The organism is Candidatus Electrothrix sp. (assembly GCF_052785085.1).
On the sequence record NZ_JALAAI010000010.1, the window covers coordinates 38,981 to 53,466 of the forward strand.

Sequence of the window (14,486 nt, forward strand, 5' to 3'; positions counted from 1 at the left end):
ATAAGGGACTCAACAAGAAACACCTTGCCCATTATTTCGCATGTCGTAGTGGCGAACCTGTGTGTTCACCACTTCTTTTATGCCGGGCAGACACGCATATCCTCCCCCAAAGGCACAATCTTTTCTCCGCAATCATCCTTTTGAGGAGGGATAGGAAAGGCTCCTGTTACTCATGAGGCGGCAAAATCTCAATCTCTAACTTGCCGATTAAGGCCCCAATAGCAAGCTGACCTTCCAGATCCCCACGGGTAAAACGGATATGATACAAATCAGCTGGGAGCTGATTAACGGTGGTATCCAGACTGATCCATTGCCCATCCAGACAGACCTCATTCCAGGCATGATAATAAAAGGCATCATTTTGAAGCGTAACGCCAGCAGCAATAGCCGTGGGAATATCAAGACTCCGGGCCAAAGCTGCAAAAAGGGCGGCATGCTCATTACAATCCCCTTTGCCGCTCTTCAGGGTTGTGAGGGCATCAGGCAAACCAATAACCGGTCGTTTTTCAATTTCTTTGTACACCCAATCTGCCAGCAGGGCGACCTGACGTGCAGGCTCAGTCACACCTCCAACAATCTCTCTGGCCTTTTTCTTAATAGCCGGGTCATCAGCCTGAACATAGCGGCTGGCACGGATATTTGCGCCATCTCCTCCACAGCTCTGTTGCAGGTCAAGAGACTCACCTGTTTTATCTTCTGAAAGCGGAGGAAAAATTTCCTGCGTCAAGACAAGACGACCATCGGCAAAACGCTGTCGCCCACCATTAAGTGCAACCCCTGCTCCCTCTGGTAAATGCAACTGAAATACCGCCTTCCGGGCATCTTTTTGAAAAAGCTTGCCTGTATATTGCACAGCAACCGTGGACAAAAGTTCATCGCCACTATCCCGAATATCCATTGCTTTAAATTTAGGTTCTGCCTGAAAAACAAAACCAGCTGGTGAGCGCTGCTGGATAACCTTGCCCTGATCATCCAGCCAAAAATTAACCTGCATCCCTGAATACGATTCTGTAAAATGATGCAGATGGTATATTCGTTCGTTCAACAGCTTCTTTCCCTGGCCATTATAGGTGACCACAGAAGATCGGGCAGCAAGGGAAAAAGGGTCAAAAAAGGGAATCTTTACTTTATCTCCTTTTTCATCCATTGCTCCCAAGAGATAACCCCGTTGATTCAAAGGCAACACAGGTGGGCCTTGCAGAGTGATAGTATCCTGAATAACTGTGGCCCCGGTATCTAAGGTAAAGTGAACCGTATTACCCTGAACTTCTCCCTCTGCCTTGGTCGTATAAAATGGTGAAGAAAAAAGAAATTCAAAGGTACGGAGCTGGAGACTTTTGCCCACTGTCGCTGTGAGATCCATCCGAATCGGTTGCACTGAGTTAAGTACCTTAAGACGCAGTGAGGCCTCCTGACGGACACGCAAACGATCTTCTCCGTCAGGGCGGATATCTTCCATGACATAGCCTATGCGCTTATCATGAAGATGCACACCATAGTACTGCTGATGTTTTGCTTGAATCAAGACCTCCTGCTCATCACTCTTCAGAGCATTAATCAAAAAATCCCGTTTCACCAAGGTAACAAGAAGGGCGAGCCAACAGCAGATAATAAAAAATTTCAATATTCGGACAGGCATGGTGGGTTAAGCAAGGAAAATTGGCTAAAAAAGCTGGGCTGGAGAGGCTGAAGTATTTACCAAAAGAGAGGGATAAAAAAACAGGGCAAACAGGGGAGGACTGATCTGTTTGCCCTGGATTCCGTAATGCGGATATCACTCGAATTTACTCTCTCCTGTTACCGATCAAACTCACCATCTTCGGTTATCTTCTCCATCTCTTCTTCTACCTGATAATAGGTATAGCCAAAAATCGTGGCATCCCCATGATAGGTGTAATTAAGTTGGATTTTCCTTCGTTCAAGAGATTTCAAAGAAAACTTGGTCGGCAACCCCATAAGCTCCAGATTCTCCTCCACTTTTTTCTTTATAAGCTCTGGATTGTCATATTTCTTAATCTTATTGGCCTGCTCCTGAAGCATATAGCCTGTTTTCTTTTTTTCCAGCATCACGGTGCCAATCTGCCAGGATGGCACTCCAATCACCGCAACAATAACAATATAAATAATATTCTTAACCATTTTTCTCCCCTTTTCGGTTCATCCTTAATGCACAGTTAATGCACAGGATATATTAAAGTAGATACTATGAATCCCATAGGCTGACCCCAACACCTCTTCTTCATGACGAAAAAATAAATTATTCAGGATAAGAAAACGTCATATTTCCCCTCCGACGACCAATACGTACCTTGCCCCCCTTGCTGAGTTTACCAAAAAGAATCTCCTCTGTCAGCACATCGCCGATTTCCTTCATAATCAGCCGGCGCAACGGACGGGCACCATAGGCCGGATCATACCCCTCTTCTGCCAGACCACGCCGGGCTGCCGGGGTCAGGGAGATCTCGACATTTTTATCTGCCAGCTGGGCCTGAAGCTCAATCACCATCTTATCAACGATCCGCTCAACCGCACCCATTTCCAAGGCATGAAAGGTGATGGCACTATCAAGCCTGTTTCTGAATTCCGGGGTAAAAAGATTTTTCAGGGCTTTTTGCTCTCTTCCTTTGGAATCGCCGATAAAGCCAATGCTTCTCTCGCTCATTTCACGGGCACCGGCATTGGTAGTCATGATCAGGATGACATTGCGAAAATCAGCCCGCCGTCCACTGTTATCAGTCAGGGTTGAGTGGTCCATCACCTGAAGCAAGATAGAAAAAACATCAGGATGGGCTTTTTCAATTTCATCCAACAAGAGCACAGTATGGGGATGCTTGCGGATGGCATCTGTCAACAAACCACCCTGCTCAAAACCAACATAGCCCGGAGGAGCACCGATAAGCCGTGCCACAGCATGTTTTTCCATGTATTCACTCATATCAAAACGCTCAAAATGGATAGACATAGACTGGGCCAACTGTCTGGCCACCTCGGTTTTCCCCACGCCAGTAGGACCGGCAAAAAGAAAACACCCTGTGGGTGAGAGCGGATTGCCCAAACCAGCCTTAGAACGTTTCACGGCTTGTACCACTTCGCTCACAGCCTCATCCTGACCATAAATTAAAGACTTGAGCTCATCCTCTAAATGACGGAGTCCATCGGTTTCATCGTTATTTGCAGATACCACAGGAACCCTTGCCATCTTAGAGACAATTTTCTCCACATCTTCAACAGTTACTGTCTCACCAATCTTCCCTGCCAGACGCAAAGAGGCTCCGACCTCATCCATAACATCAATAGCCTTATCCGGGAGAAAACGATCATTGATGTATCGCTCAGCAAGTTCAGCTGTTATTTCGATTGCTTCCGCAGAATAGGAAAGATTATGATGCTCCTCGTAACGGGATTGCAAACCTTTCAGGATCTCACAGGTATCTTCAATCGAAGGCTCTTCAATATCAATTTTTTGAAACCGACGGGACAGGGCCCGGTCTTTTTCAATATAATTTTTATGCTCTTCATAGGTTGTTGAGCCAATACAGCGAATGGTTCCGGCCTGTAAAGCAGGCTTCAAAAGGTTGGAGGCATCCATAGACCCCCCGCTGGTGGCACCCGCTCCAATGATAGTATGCATCTCGTCAATAAAGAGGATAGCATTATCTTTCTCTTCCACAGCTGTCACCACAGCCTTGAGCCTTTTCTCAAAATCTCCGCGGTACTTTGTTCCGGCAACCAAGGCACCCATATCCAACATATAGATAGTGGTATCTTGCAGCAAATCCGGTACCAGTTTTTCAGGGTCTGGCTCTTCCTTTTCCTCTCCTCCTTTTCGGGCAAGGCCGTCCTCATAGATACGCAGGGCCAAGCCCTCAGCAATGGCTGTTTTCCCCACCCCTGGCTCACCAACCAGCAAGGGGTTATTTTTTCGTCGACGACAAAGCACCTGCATCATCCGCTCAAGTTCACGGCTACGCCCAATCAGGGGGTCAATGCGCTCCTGCTCAGCCAGTTCTGCAAAATTCACTGTGAACTGTTCCAGAACATCCTCTTTGCCTTTTTGCTTTTTCGCAGCAGACGCCGAGTCATCTGGTTGAGGAGCAGGTTTTTTCTGTATTTTTTCCGGAATATTATGAGAGATATACTCCACAACCTCCATTCTGCCAACACCTTCACTGCCCAGAAAATAAACGGCGTGAGAGTCTGGCTCAGCAAAAATTGAAACCAGGACATCGCCGGTATCCACTTCTTTTTTTCCGCAACTCTGGACATGATTAACAGCCCGCTGCAGAACCCGGTTAAAGGCAACGGTCTGAGAGGGCTCGTCTTTGCCTGCACCTAAGAGCGGCACACCACCAGCAAGAAAGGACTGGAGCCGTTCTCTGATTGAATTATTGTCACCGCCGCATTTATTGATAATATGAGCGGCAAGATCATCATACAAAAGCCCCCAGAGCATATGCTCAACTGTCACATATTCATGCTTTTTTGCCTTAGCCTCTTTAATGGCCTTGATCAAGGCTAATTCTAATTCTCTACTCAACATAGCAGTATTATGGGTAAAGTACACCGTCTCAATGCAGAAAGGTCAGTTATGCCTTTTCTAACGAACATTTCAACGGAAATTGATTTTTCCGGGCTGTCTGATGCACTTCAGACACCTTGGTCTCTCCGATTTCCCGGGAGTATACTCCAGCTACTCCCATCCCCTGATGATGGACATTAAGCATAATCGTGGTTGCTTCTGAGGTATCCTTACCAAAGATCGTTTCCAGCACCATAACCACAAACTCCATGGTTGTATAATCGTCATTATGGAGAAGCACCTTATACAAGGGAGGTTCTTGAAAATCTTTTTTATCCCTGGTCAGTATCTCTTCCTTATGTCCTGAATCTGTTTTTCCCATCTTCTTGATTATATGCTGTTAAAATCTCAAATGTCAATCTTTTGCCATCCATTCTTCAGCATACACATGCTTTTCGGGTCAATACAAAACAGCCCGATATGTCCGGCGTTACTCATAAAGATTCTTCTCCTTACCTTCTTGTATTGTAATGCCCAAGGATGATTTTGCAAGCTTCCTTTCTTGACTTCAAATATCAGGCAGTCATCATAGAAAGAATCAAATGCTGGATAATAGTCTCTGTATCCACAGAAGACCCTTTCAGGCGCATATCTGCTGCCAAAATATCCTGCAACCAGGAACGAAGAAAAGGAATGGAAAAACAAGCAGCTGCTTTAAAGCGCATGTACACAGCAAAAGGATGACCAGAAAGCTCTGCTTTCCAACGCTCATTTTCTTTTAAGGCTGGCAAACATTGTTCCTGAAACGCATTTGCTGAAATACCAGGGCGAAAATGATACTGTCGCTGTTCCAGAAGAATGCGAAAGAGCAATAAACTCCTGGTGAAGTTACGCAAGGTTGCAACAAGAGCCAGGGCATGAATACCATTTTCCTGAAGCCGTGAAGCAATAAGCAGGGCCTGTTCTGGCTTTTTCTCACTGATTGCCTGGGTCAGCTCAAAAAAAGCCTCCTGTCGTGTACGGCCAACCATACGATCCAGGTCTGGCATGGTAATTTTTTCAGCCTCTCCCACAGATAAGGCCAGTTTTTCAGTTTCCATGACTGCAGCAACTGGATGAAAGCCAACCCGCTCAAGTAATTGCTCCATCACTCCTGGGGCCATTGTCTTGTTCATCTTCCCCAGCACAGCAGCTACTTGTTCCTGCAGGACTGCCTGTTGCACCTTTTTGGCCTGTGTACTTGCTCCGGTATCCACATGCAGATTGATCACTGCATATTTTTCCTTAAAGGATTTAAACAGTTTTTTACGCTTATCAACCTCTTCAGCCAACAGCATCAAAATATTATTCTCTGGTATTCCTCCTTCAAGGGTTGCCAGCACCATTTCTCCGTTATTTTGGGAAAGATTGATCCTGCTTGATTCTGCTTCTTGTTGACCGGAAAAACGGGTAAGAATTTCTCCTGTCCATTCTAATTTTTCAGCAGGCTTGGCAAAACCAAAACATTTTTTCCATTGGGCAGCAGTCAGGCTGGCAGGATCATTTTCTGCTGTATTGGCTTCTAAACCGCCCGCTTCCATCATGGCCCGGAGATACTTCAAGGCATTCTCAGGCTTGTTACCTTCATGGGCCTGTACGGCCCGTTTCCAAATTGCCTGGGCAACATTCTTAGAATGAAATAATCTTGTATTATTCACTCTGAAAATCTGCCGGCCTCCCAGCAAACTAAAACTTCTGAGCTTAGAAAGAGTCAGGTTGCTATCCTCTGTATCACCGTCAATACTATGGACCGTTCCTCCAGCAGTACAGAGCAAGGTGGCTATCTGGTCTGCGGCCTGTTGGCAGAGATAACGTTCTCCGATCAACAGATAAGCAGGAACAACCTCCCCTTTTTTGATCTGCTGTAAAAGGGTGGGCAGTGTTTTTCTTTCATAAACAGGCATGGCAATACCTCCAACTTTCATCCCTCTGGTGATAAGGGACAACAACACAGCATAGGATACATTTCAAAAATTTCAAGCCAGACGTAACTATAGAACAATTCTTGCTTATATTCTTCACTGGCCAATGCAGTAAAAAATTTCTTCTGGGAAATTCCTTTGTTGTCGAGTATCATAAAGCATTTTTCGCATTTACAAAAGTACCCTGATGCTTGCTCAGGAAATAAGTTTCTACATCTGCTAAAACTTTGCTCTGACTCTTTACAATAAAAACCCTGTCCGAAAAAAGTATCCTGACAGTACTCGCAATATCGCAATATGTATACAGACATTGTAATAAACGCAACACCTTATGAAAACCGTATTGCGGTGGTGGAACGTGGCAACCTGCTTGAGTTCCACCTTGAACGTCTGACAGAAAAAGGGTTGGTGGGCAATATATACCAGGGCAAAGTAGTCAGGGTACTGCCAGGTATGCAGGCTGCGTTTGTTGACATTGGTCTTGATCGTACAGGCTTTCTATATGTTGATGATATTGACACATCAATGTCACAGCTCTCCACCTCAGAGAGACATTCAGGAAAGCATTCTTCATGGTCAGAAAAGAATGGGGAATCCAACACCTCATCTCATCCTGCTATTGAAGATCTGGTCAAAAAAGGGCAAACCATTTTAGTGCAAATTGAAAAGGAGCCCATCGGTTCCAAGGGTGCCCGGCTGACCTGTCATATCACCCTTCCCTGCCGCAACCTGGTTTTTATGCCCTTTACCGATCATATCGGCATTTCACGTAAAATAGAAGACGAAAGTATTCGAAAGGAACTCCGGCAAAAAATTGAGCAACTGCGACCAGAAGGAACAGGATTTATTGTCCGCACTGTTGCTGAAAATGTTACCAAGGCTGAAATTGAAGCAGACATGGAGTTTCTTCTCTTGCTTTGGGATGATATTCACTCCAAGGCCCAACGAGCCAAAGCACCTTGCCTGATTTATAAAGATCTGGACATGGTTCTCAAGGCAGTGCGAGACCTCTTTACAGACAGTGTCAATGAGCTTGTTGTTGATTCAAAAAGTATGCATGAGCGCCTTCTCAACTTTGTCCTTACCTTTGCGCCCAAGCTGAAAAACAGGATAGTCTATTATGACAGTGAGGTTCCCCTGTTTGATGCCTACGGCATTGAGGTGGATATTGCCCGGGCTATTGACAAAAAAGTCTGGCTCCGTTCTGGTGGATACCTTATTATTGAAACCACAGAAGCGTTAACAGTGGTCGATGTCAATACAGGCCGTTATGTTGGAAAAAATAATCTCAACGAGACTATCTTTAAAACAAACATGGAGGCAGTCAAAGAGATTGCCTACCAGCTTAGACTTCGCAATATCGGTGGAATTATTATCATTGATTTCATAGATATGGAAACAGAACAGCATAGAGAAGAACTATATAATGCCTTTCAGGAGGCTATGCGCAAGGATAAAAACCGGGTAAACATCCTCAAGGTTTCAGAGTTTGGCCTGGTTCAGATGACCCGGAAACGCTCCTGTGAAAGCCTGTCCCAACTGATGTGCGAGCCCTGTTATCATTGCGGCGGAGAAGGTATTGTCAAATCACGACAGACTGTTTGTTATGAAATTTTTCGTAAAATATACCGAGACAACCGTCATGCTGATGGCAAAAATATAACGATTAAGGTGCATCCTCATATTGCGAACACTCTGTCCCAAAAGGAAGCGCATCACCTTCACCATCTTGAAAAAACCACTGGTAAAAAAATTACTGTATCTCCAGAGTACAATCTTCATAAACCACAATATGAGATTATCTGGGACGAATAATCTTTTCAAAGAAAAGCTTAAACCCTCAAACGATCACTCCTTATCTTACCTGCTACCATGATCTCAAAAAACAAACGCAGAATAGGCAATTCCCGTTCCAGCAAAAAAAGACTGGGTCGCAACGTCCTCATCACCCTCATCCTCCTTATTCTTCTTGCTGGTGTGGCAGCCGGTTTCATACTCTTTGAGACAGAAAAACCAACAATAACCTTGAATAAAGACCTGCTCTTTCTTGGTAGCCCCCAGGAAATTCAGGTACAGGCAGCAGATCAACGAAGTGGTATTCAACACGTCTCTATTGTTCTTCAACAAAACGAAAAAGAATTCCAGCTCTTCAGCAAAAGCTTTCCCCGTCAGGCCTGGCTCACAAAAGCAGGTCCTGATACAATTCAGGAAACCTTTACTCTGGATGTTCAAAAGACCGAGGCCCAAGAAGGCAAGGCCAAACTTCAGGTTTCTGTCCATGACTTTTCTTTGAACGGCAATTTACAGGGTAATGTGACAACCCATGTTTTCCCGGTAACTATTGACACCAGTCCTCCACGGGTTCATATTGAACATGCTCAGCAATATATGTCACCAGGTGGAAGTGGCATTGTGGTCTACAGCATCTCCGAGCCCTCAAAACGTCATGGGGTTATGCTGGATGACAGCTTTTTTCAGGGATACCCTCTTGCAGGCAGCAAAAAACGATTTATAGCATACATTGCTCTGCCTTGGGATAGTGGCAAACCAGAACAGATGCGGGTTGTAGGAGTGGATCAGGCTGGTAATGAAGGAAGCAGTATCTTTTCCATGCATATAAAGGCTGCAAAAGAAAGGAAAGACCGCATTTACGTTTCAGACGGTTTTCTCAATAAAAAAATTCCGGAATTCCAAAACAGCTACCCGGAACTCACAGGAAGCAACCTGGAAAAATATCTTATTGTCAACAGGAAGGTTCGCATTCGCAATGCGGAAAAAATTGCTGACATCTGCAAAAACACCGCAAGTGAACAATTATGGCAGGGTCGCTTCCTCCGCATGGCCGGAGCTGGCAAGGCTGGTTTTGCTGATCAACGGACCTATTATTACCAAGGAGAGGCCATTGATTACCAAACCCACCTGGGCATGGACATTGCTTCAACAGCAAAGGCCCCTATTGAAGCTGCAAACAGAGGAAAAGTCATCTTTGCAAATTATCTTGGCATTTACGGTAACATGATCATGATAGATCATGGCCAGGGCCTGACCAGCCTGTACTCTCATCTCAGCCGAATTGGGGTTGAACCAGGGCAATTCGTGGAACAAGGAGAGGTTATTGGCAACTCAGGCACCACAGGCATGGCTGGAGGCGATCATCTTCACTTTTCCATGCTGGTCCACGGCATCTTTGTCACCCCGGTTGAATGGTGGGATCAGCACTGGATTGATGTGAATATTAACAATATTATCCAATAAAAAGCCACTCACATCTTATAAAACACCATGCAGCGCAACGGTATCCCTTTTCTTCTGTACAGCTATCTGGCAACAGAACTGCTTGCTCCCTTTTTTGCCAGCTTTCTTATCCTGTACGGGGTCTTTTTCCTTATCCGACTCATTCCGCTGCTTGAGGTCGTCCTTGAACTGGGAATAAATTTTCCCGATTTCATCCGGCTTTTTTCTTATATTTTCCCGCACATGTTGCTCTATGTTATTCCTATGGCCAGCATGGCCGGGGTGATTATCGGTTTTACCCGTCTCACCAATGAACGGGAAATTCTCGCGCTCAAGGCCTGTGGTATAAGCCTGCGGCAGATGCTTCCACCTGTTATTATTGTCTCTACCTTTATCGCAGCCCTGACAGGCTATTTCTCAGTCCGCCTTATTCCGGCTGGTGAAACTGCTATGCACCAACTTATGTTCCAGCTGGCAAAGGAAAAGATAGACAGTGGAATCAAGGAAAAAAAATTCACCGAGGCCTTGGGCGACCTTGTTGTGTATGTTGATGATATTGATGAGAACGAGCACTGGAACGGTGTCTATGTCTCAGACATGCGTGGCCGGGAGCAACCCATTATCATCATGGCCCAAAAAGGCCGGATGAAGGCAGATATCAGTACCATGTCTGTCACCATCGTGCTCAGCAGGGGTACCTTGCATAATACCGATGCACTGGATAGCCAGATCGTCCGCTTCCAACGGTACCAGCTCAATATCCCTTTAAAACCGCCTACCCGTATTGATGGGGATGATGTCACCCTTCTGAGCCGGGGCAGCATGTCACAGGAACAGCTCCAGGCCGCTGCCAAGAAGTACGGAGTTGATACCCCGGCTGGCATCATTTATCTGACAGAGTACCACCATCGCCTGGCCCTGCCCGTGGGCTGCCTCATCCTCAGCCTCTTAGGATTACCCTTAGGCCTGCAGGCTGGCCCAGGACGTAAGGCCGTTGGCATCCCTCTGGGATTAGGATTCTTTGTCCTCTATTATATTGTTTTTACCCTGTTCAGAGTCATGGTAGAAGATATGGCCGTGTCCCTGCTGACAGGCATGTGGTTGCCCAATGTTATTTTTGCAATTATCACAGGAATTATTTTCTGGAGGGTTGAGCAGGAACGCCCGATTTTCTCTGAACGCCTGACCCTGTGGATAGAATATGTTATTGATGTCCTCTTCCTCAACCCACTAAAGAGACTCTCCACTTTATTCCACCAGATCCTGAGCATACGCCGGAGTAAAGGGAATAAGAAACCAGAAAACGAGCCGGATTGGCAAGGAATGCTGGTCCATGCTGATGCCCAGGAACGGGTCTTTCACCTACCGGGTTGCGAACAATACCATTGTAAAAACTGCACCCTTCAGTTCAACAGCACCTTTGTTGCCTATGAGGCTGGTTTTGCCCCCTGTCCATACTGCAAAATCCAGGTTGATACATACCATACCTGATCAATGGCCAAGACAAGTCTGCAATACAGTCTGAAACTCGTGGTCACTGGTCTGCTCCTCTTCCTGATCTTTCGTAGTATCCATCCAGAAAAGGTTCTTAAAGCAGTCACAACAATCTCTCCGCTCCATCTCCTTGTTGCCCTGCTTACCCAGCTGGCCAGTCTCACAGTGGCTGCGTATCGCTGGCAGCTCATCGTTGATCGCCTGGGCTTCAACGCTCCCTTGAGTTTTTACCTTGGCAGCTATTTTAAAGGGGCCTTTTTCAATCAAGGGCTTCCCACCAGTATTGGCGGAGATGGGGTACGTATCTATGATTGCGCCCAAGTCACCAGCTCTACTGAAGATGCCTTTTTTAGTGTCTTTATTGATCGTATTATAGGCTTAGCCGGACTCTTGCTTCTGAATATTGCTGCCATCCTGCTCAATCACAACCTGTTACCAACACAAGTCTACTATCCCCTCCTGCTCATTCTTATTATCTTGGTAACCGGTCTCTTTCTCCTCTTTTTTCTGCGTAATTTTTCCTTTTTTACTGTTGGTAAATACTTGGGCTTTCTGGGTCGCCTTTCAGAGCGTTATTTTCAAGTTTACTCTTCGCTGCCAGCCATCTCCAGTCAAATGAGTCTTTCCCTCCTGGTTCATCTTTTCTCCATGAGTACCTTTTTCTTTCTCGGTCAAGGGATAGGGTTGACGTTCTCTATACAGACCTATTTTGTCATGGTTCCGCCAGTCATCCTGCTGACTCTTTTACCCATATCACTGGCTGGATGGGGAGTCCGCGAAGGAGCGATGGTGGCCTTTTTCCTCCTGATCGGAGCGGAAAAATCACAGATACTGACCTTATCCCTGCTCTACGGGCTGGTCACGCTGGCTGCATCACTTCCAGGCATTATCGTTTCAATCCGCAGCAACAAGCCTCCTCACTTGCATCCCTAATCAGCCACACCATCCTTATGCATTCCCAAGGCAAGCCCTAACAGACTGCCTACAAGATATAAAATCCCTCCAGCCCATAGAATATCGCTGACAAAATGCCCTCCCTGAAGAATCCGGGCAACGCCAACCAGGGTGCCAAACAGGAGGCCAGTAACCAAAAAGGCCTCTGCATACCGTTTCTTTCCATCCCGTAACACAAACCAAGGGGCCATGAGAAAAAAAGCAATCGCAGCATGACCGGAAGGAAACGAGCTATTGCTGCCTCCGCCGCCCGGTTGCCAGCACTGGGTAAACTGATGCTCTCCACCAAATTCAACGATCTGACGGGGACGGGGTCTGCCAAGCTCTCCTTTAAGCAGGACATTGATAACCAGCCCTGGACCTATGGCAAGCAACAACAGGATAAAAAGAGCCTTTTTACGCCAATGGGCAAAGCGCTCACGAAAAAAACCCATCAACAGAACAAATACGGCTGAAACAGCAAGGATAACTGCCGGGATCGGCGCAACCTCATACAGGATATTCCAGGGAAAAAGATTTCCCACAGGCCAGGCCCTGTTGCACTCAGGAAGCACAGCAGCAATAGTAAGGTCACGGGGAACAAGCGAGGTGATAAAACGATCAGCATCGGTGAGCCAGAGAACGGCGGTCACCAACAGGAGGGCAACAGTCACTGCTGCCAACTCGGTCAATCTTTTTTTCTGCATAAAAAACAAAAGGGTCAACAGATTTCCCCTCTTTTGAGGGGCAAGTAACAAGAACGCTGGATTTTCTTTATTGGATAGAGCTTTTTTTTATTTACAGACGTACAGTAATAATACTATATTGGGTCAGCGAATGCCAGAGGTTGGATATTGATTCTCATACTTATTCATCGTACAGGCATTCCTTACCCAGAGTACGGGCGGGTAGCTCAGCTGGATAGAGTGTCGGCCTCCGAAGCCGAAGGTCGCGGGTTCGAATCCCGCCTCGCCTACCATGTAAAAAAAACACATTGCCCTCTCACCCCGAAAACATTCTTTTTTCTTCCCCCGCAGTATTCCCACACTAATAATCAGCATCTTTGCATACCGTATTGAGCAACAACCAATCAATACCGGCTGCCAAGGAGATCCCCAAGGTGTAGGCAACAAGATCAGACCAGAGAAAGCCAAAGCCAAGGATAAAACCAAAGAGGCGGATGGAACGGAGAGAGTCCAGCCAGGCCGGATGAAAGAGCTGGGAAAGTTCGATAAGGTAGGCAGTCAGCAGCGCAACAACGATGCATGTTTTCGTGGAAAAGCGAAAGAGGAGTGCGTAAAGAAAAAAGACCAGCATGGCCCAGAGAAAATCACCGGCATAGGTGACATACCAGTTGGGCAGGAAATGAGGAACAAGACGGGCAGGCAGTCCAAGGGCAATGATTACGCCGATCAATGGAAGATAAACCAGCAGGTTGCGCTGAACAGTACCCATAAATCACCTCCTTGACTCGAAAGAACTACAACCGATCCATATGATTGGCATGACAGATAGCCACAGCCAAGGCATCAGCAGCATCGCTACTCGGTGCGCCGCTGAGACCGAGCAAGGTGCGCACCATGTGTTGCACCTGCTCTTTCTCAGCATGCCCGTAGCCAGCCACGGCCTGTTTGACCACCCGAGGCGTGTAATCATCCACCGGTAAACCCTGGTTCATGGCTGCTGTCACGGCAGCACCTCTAGCCTGGCCCAGCTTAAGGGCTGAGCGCACATTATGGGCAGAAAACAGATCTTCCACTGCTGCAACCTCCGGCTTATACTGTTCCATAACCTCAGAGATCCCTTGAAAGATGATGAGGAGGCGCCGGGAAAAATCTTTTTCTGTGCCGGTGCGGATGGTGCCGCAGGTGACAAAGCCAAGCCCTGCCCCCTGCTTATCAATGATGCCGTAGCCGGTAATCCGGGAGCCGGGATCAATGCCGATAATCCGTACCGGCTCGCCTTGCCGATAAAGAGGCCGGAAATTGTCTATGACAGGGCCTCTATGATTTCATCCGGGATGTCGAAGTTGGCATGAACCTTCTGGACATCGTCATGATCGTCCAGATTATCCAGCAGGTTCAGCAGATTCTTGGCCGGTTTCTCTTCAGCCACTTCCACAGTATTCTGCGGTACCATTGAGATGGATGCCTCATCCATCTTAATCTCGGCTTTTTCCAAGGTATCAACCACATCGTTGAAGTCCTCGGGAGTGGTGAGGATTCGAAAGCTGCCTTCCTCTTCGACCACGTCTTCCGCACCAGCCTCAATAGCCAATTCCATTAGCTCCTCTTCTTCCACGCCTTCGGCATCCACCACGATCACGCCAAGATCGGAAGAGCACA

Annotated in this window: 14 protein-coding genes and 1 tRNA gene; 6 read left to right on the forward strand and 9 right to left on the reverse strand. The window is 46.7% G+C overall.

Going from position 1 to position 14,486, the window contains the following annotated elements:
- Positions 1 to 166: 166 nt before the first annotated feature.
- The 5 genes from L2082_RS03200 to holA all read right to left on the reverse strand — a co-directional run bounded on the left by L2082_RS03200 (position 167) and on the right by holA (position 6,462).
- Positions 167 to 1,639, reverse strand: coding sequence for a transglutaminase-like domain-containing protein (locus tag L2082_RS03200; RefSeq protein WP_446008597.1), 1,473 nt, complete (start codon positions 1,637 to 1,639; stop codon positions 167 to 169).
- A 158-nt stretch (positions 1,640 to 1,797) separates the two neighbouring features.
- Positions 1,798 to 2,139 carry a hypothetical protein gene (locus L2082_RS03205; protein WP_446008598.1) on the reverse strand — a complete coding sequence of 114 codons (342 nt, stop codon included), beginning with the start codon at positions 2,137 to 2,139 and terminating at the stop codon, positions 1,798 to 1,800.
- 118 nt (positions 2,140 to 2,257) lie between these two features.
- Positions 2,258 to 4,540 (reverse strand): ATP-dependent Clp protease ATP-binding subunit ClpA, encoded by a 2,283-nt coding sequence (clpA, locus tag L2082_RS03210; RefSeq protein ID WP_446008599.1) that lies wholly within the window; start codon positions 4,538 to 4,540, stop codon positions 2,258 to 2,260.
- Between the two features lie 46 nt (positions 4,541 to 4,586).
- Positions 4,587 to 4,901 carry an ATP-dependent Clp protease adapter ClpS gene (clpS, locus tag L2082_RS03215; protein WP_446008600.1) on the reverse strand — a complete coding sequence of 105 codons (315 nt, stop codon included), beginning with the start codon at positions 4,899 to 4,901 and terminating at the stop codon, positions 4,587 to 4,589.
- A 193-nt stretch (positions 4,902 to 5,094) separates the two neighbouring features.
- Positions 5,095 to 6,462, reverse strand: coding sequence for a DNA polymerase III subunit delta (holA, locus tag L2082_RS03220; protein ID WP_446008601.1), 1,368 nt, complete (start codon positions 6,460 to 6,462; stop codon positions 5,095 to 5,097).
- Positions 6,463 to 6,777: 315 nt separating this feature from the next.
- Here holA and L2082_RS03225 point away from each other — a divergent pair, with 315 nt between their 5' ends.
- From L2082_RS03225 to L2082_RS03240, 4 genes are read left to right on the forward strand one after another with little or no spacing between them, the layout of a single operon-like run.
- A complete protein-coding gene (locus L2082_RS03225) occupies positions 6,778 to 8,295 on the forward strand; it encodes an Rne/Rng family ribonuclease (protein ID WP_446008602.1) in 1,518 nt (505 codons plus the stop codon).
- Positions 8,296 to 8,352: 57 nt separating this feature from the next.
- Positions 8,353 to 9,735, forward strand: coding sequence for a M23 family metallopeptidase (locus L2082_RS03230; protein WP_446008603.1), 1,383 nt, complete (start codon positions 8,353 to 8,355; stop codon positions 9,733 to 9,735).
- Positions 9,736 to 9,762: 27 nt separating this feature from the next.
- A complete protein-coding gene (locus L2082_RS03235; RefSeq protein ID WP_446008604.1) occupies positions 9,763 to 11,205 on the forward strand; it encodes an LptF/LptG family permease in 1,443 nt (480 codons plus the stop codon).
- 3 nt (positions 11,206 to 11,208) lie between these two features.
- On the forward strand, positions 11,209 to 12,141 hold the full coding sequence (locus L2082_RS03240) for a lysylphosphatidylglycerol synthase transmembrane domain-containing protein (protein ID WP_446008605.1): 933 nt from the start codon (positions 11,209 to 11,211) through the stop codon (positions 12,139 to 12,141).
- Here L2082_RS03240 and L2082_RS03245 read toward each other — a convergent pair.
- Positions 12,138 to 12,866: a phosphatase PAP2 family protein gene (locus L2082_RS03245; RefSeq protein ID WP_446008606.1), complete on the reverse strand. Its 729-nt coding sequence runs from the start codon at positions 12,864 to 12,866 to the stop codon at positions 12,138 to 12,140. The genes L2082_RS03240 and L2082_RS03245 overlap by 4 nt on opposite strands.
- A gap of 177 nt (positions 12,867 to 13,043) precedes the next feature.
- Here L2082_RS03245 and L2082_RS03250 point away from each other — a divergent pair.
- Positions 13,044 to 13,120 (forward strand) — tRNA-Arg (locus tag L2082_RS03250).
- A gap of 68 nt (positions 13,121 to 13,188) precedes the next feature.
- Here the strand turns inward: L2082_RS03250 and L2082_RS03255 are convergent.
- Complete coding sequence (locus L2082_RS03255; RefSeq protein WP_446008607.1) at positions 13,189 to 13,596, reverse strand: ribosomal maturation YjgA family protein; 408 nt, start codon at positions 13,594 to 13,596, stop codon at positions 13,189 to 13,191.
- Between the two features lie 25 nt (positions 13,597 to 13,621).
- Positions 13,622 to 14,047: a crossover junction endodeoxyribonuclease RuvC gene (gene ruvC, locus L2082_RS03260; RefSeq protein ID WP_446008613.1), complete on the reverse strand. Its 426-nt coding sequence runs from the start codon at positions 14,045 to 14,047 to the stop codon at positions 13,622 to 13,624.
- Between ruvC and L2082_RS03265 the strand changes: the two genes are divergently transcribed.
- Positions 13,946 to 14,179 (forward strand): hypothetical protein, encoded by a 234-nt coding sequence (locus L2082_RS03265; protein ID WP_446008608.1) that lies wholly within the window; start codon positions 13,946 to 13,948, stop codon positions 14,177 to 14,179. The two genes, ruvC and L2082_RS03265, sit on opposite strands and share 102 nt — an antisense overlap.
- On the opposite strand, the gene L2082_RS03270 is transcribed toward L2082_RS03265, so the two are convergent.
- Positions 14,131 to 14,486: YebC/PmpR family DNA-binding transcriptional regulator (locus L2082_RS03270; protein WP_446011447.1), on the reverse strand; the 356-nt coding region annotated here is incomplete at its 5' end. The genes L2082_RS03265 and L2082_RS03270 overlap by 49 nt on opposite strands.

What these genes read in the sequence shown, in the direction of transcription:
- L2082_RS03200 (WP_446008597.1), bottom strand. Translation starts at nt 1,639, where the DNA reads ATGCCTGTCCGAATATTGAAATTTTTTATTATCTGCTGTTGGCTCGCC.
- L2082_RS03205 (WP_446008598.1), bottom strand. Translation starts at nt 2,139, where the DNA reads ATGGTTAAGAATATTATTTATATTGTTATTGTTGCGGTGATTGGAGTG.
- clpA (WP_446008599.1), bottom strand. Translation starts at nt 4,540, where the DNA reads ATGTTGAGTAGAGAATTAGAATTAGCCTTGATCAAGGCCATTAAAGAG.
- clpS (WP_446008600.1), bottom strand. Translation starts at nt 4,901, where the DNA reads ATGGGAAAAACAGATTCAGGACATAAGGAAGAGATACTGACCAGGGAT.
- holA (WP_446008601.1), bottom strand. Translation starts at nt 6,462, where the DNA reads ATGCCTGTTTATGAAAGAAAAACACTGCCCACCCTTTTACAGCAGATC.
- L2082_RS03225 (WP_446008602.1), top strand. Translation starts at nt 6,778, where the DNA reads ATGTATACAGACATTGTAATAAACGCAACACCTTATGAAAACCGTATT.
- L2082_RS03230 (WP_446008603.1), top strand. Translation starts at nt 8,353, where the DNA reads ATGATCTCAAAAAACAAACGCAGAATAGGCAATTCCCGTTCCAGCAAA.
- L2082_RS03235 (WP_446008604.1), top strand. Translation starts at nt 9,763, where the DNA reads ATGCAGCGCAACGGTATCCCTTTTCTTCTGTACAGCTATCTGGCAACA.
- L2082_RS03240 (WP_446008605.1), top strand. Translation starts at nt 11,209, where the DNA reads ATGGCCAAGACAAGTCTGCAATACAGTCTGAAACTCGTGGTCACTGGT.
- L2082_RS03255 (WP_446008607.1), bottom strand. Translation starts at nt 13,596, where the DNA reads ATGGGTACTGTTCAGCGCAACCTGCTGGTTTATCTTCCATTGATCGGC.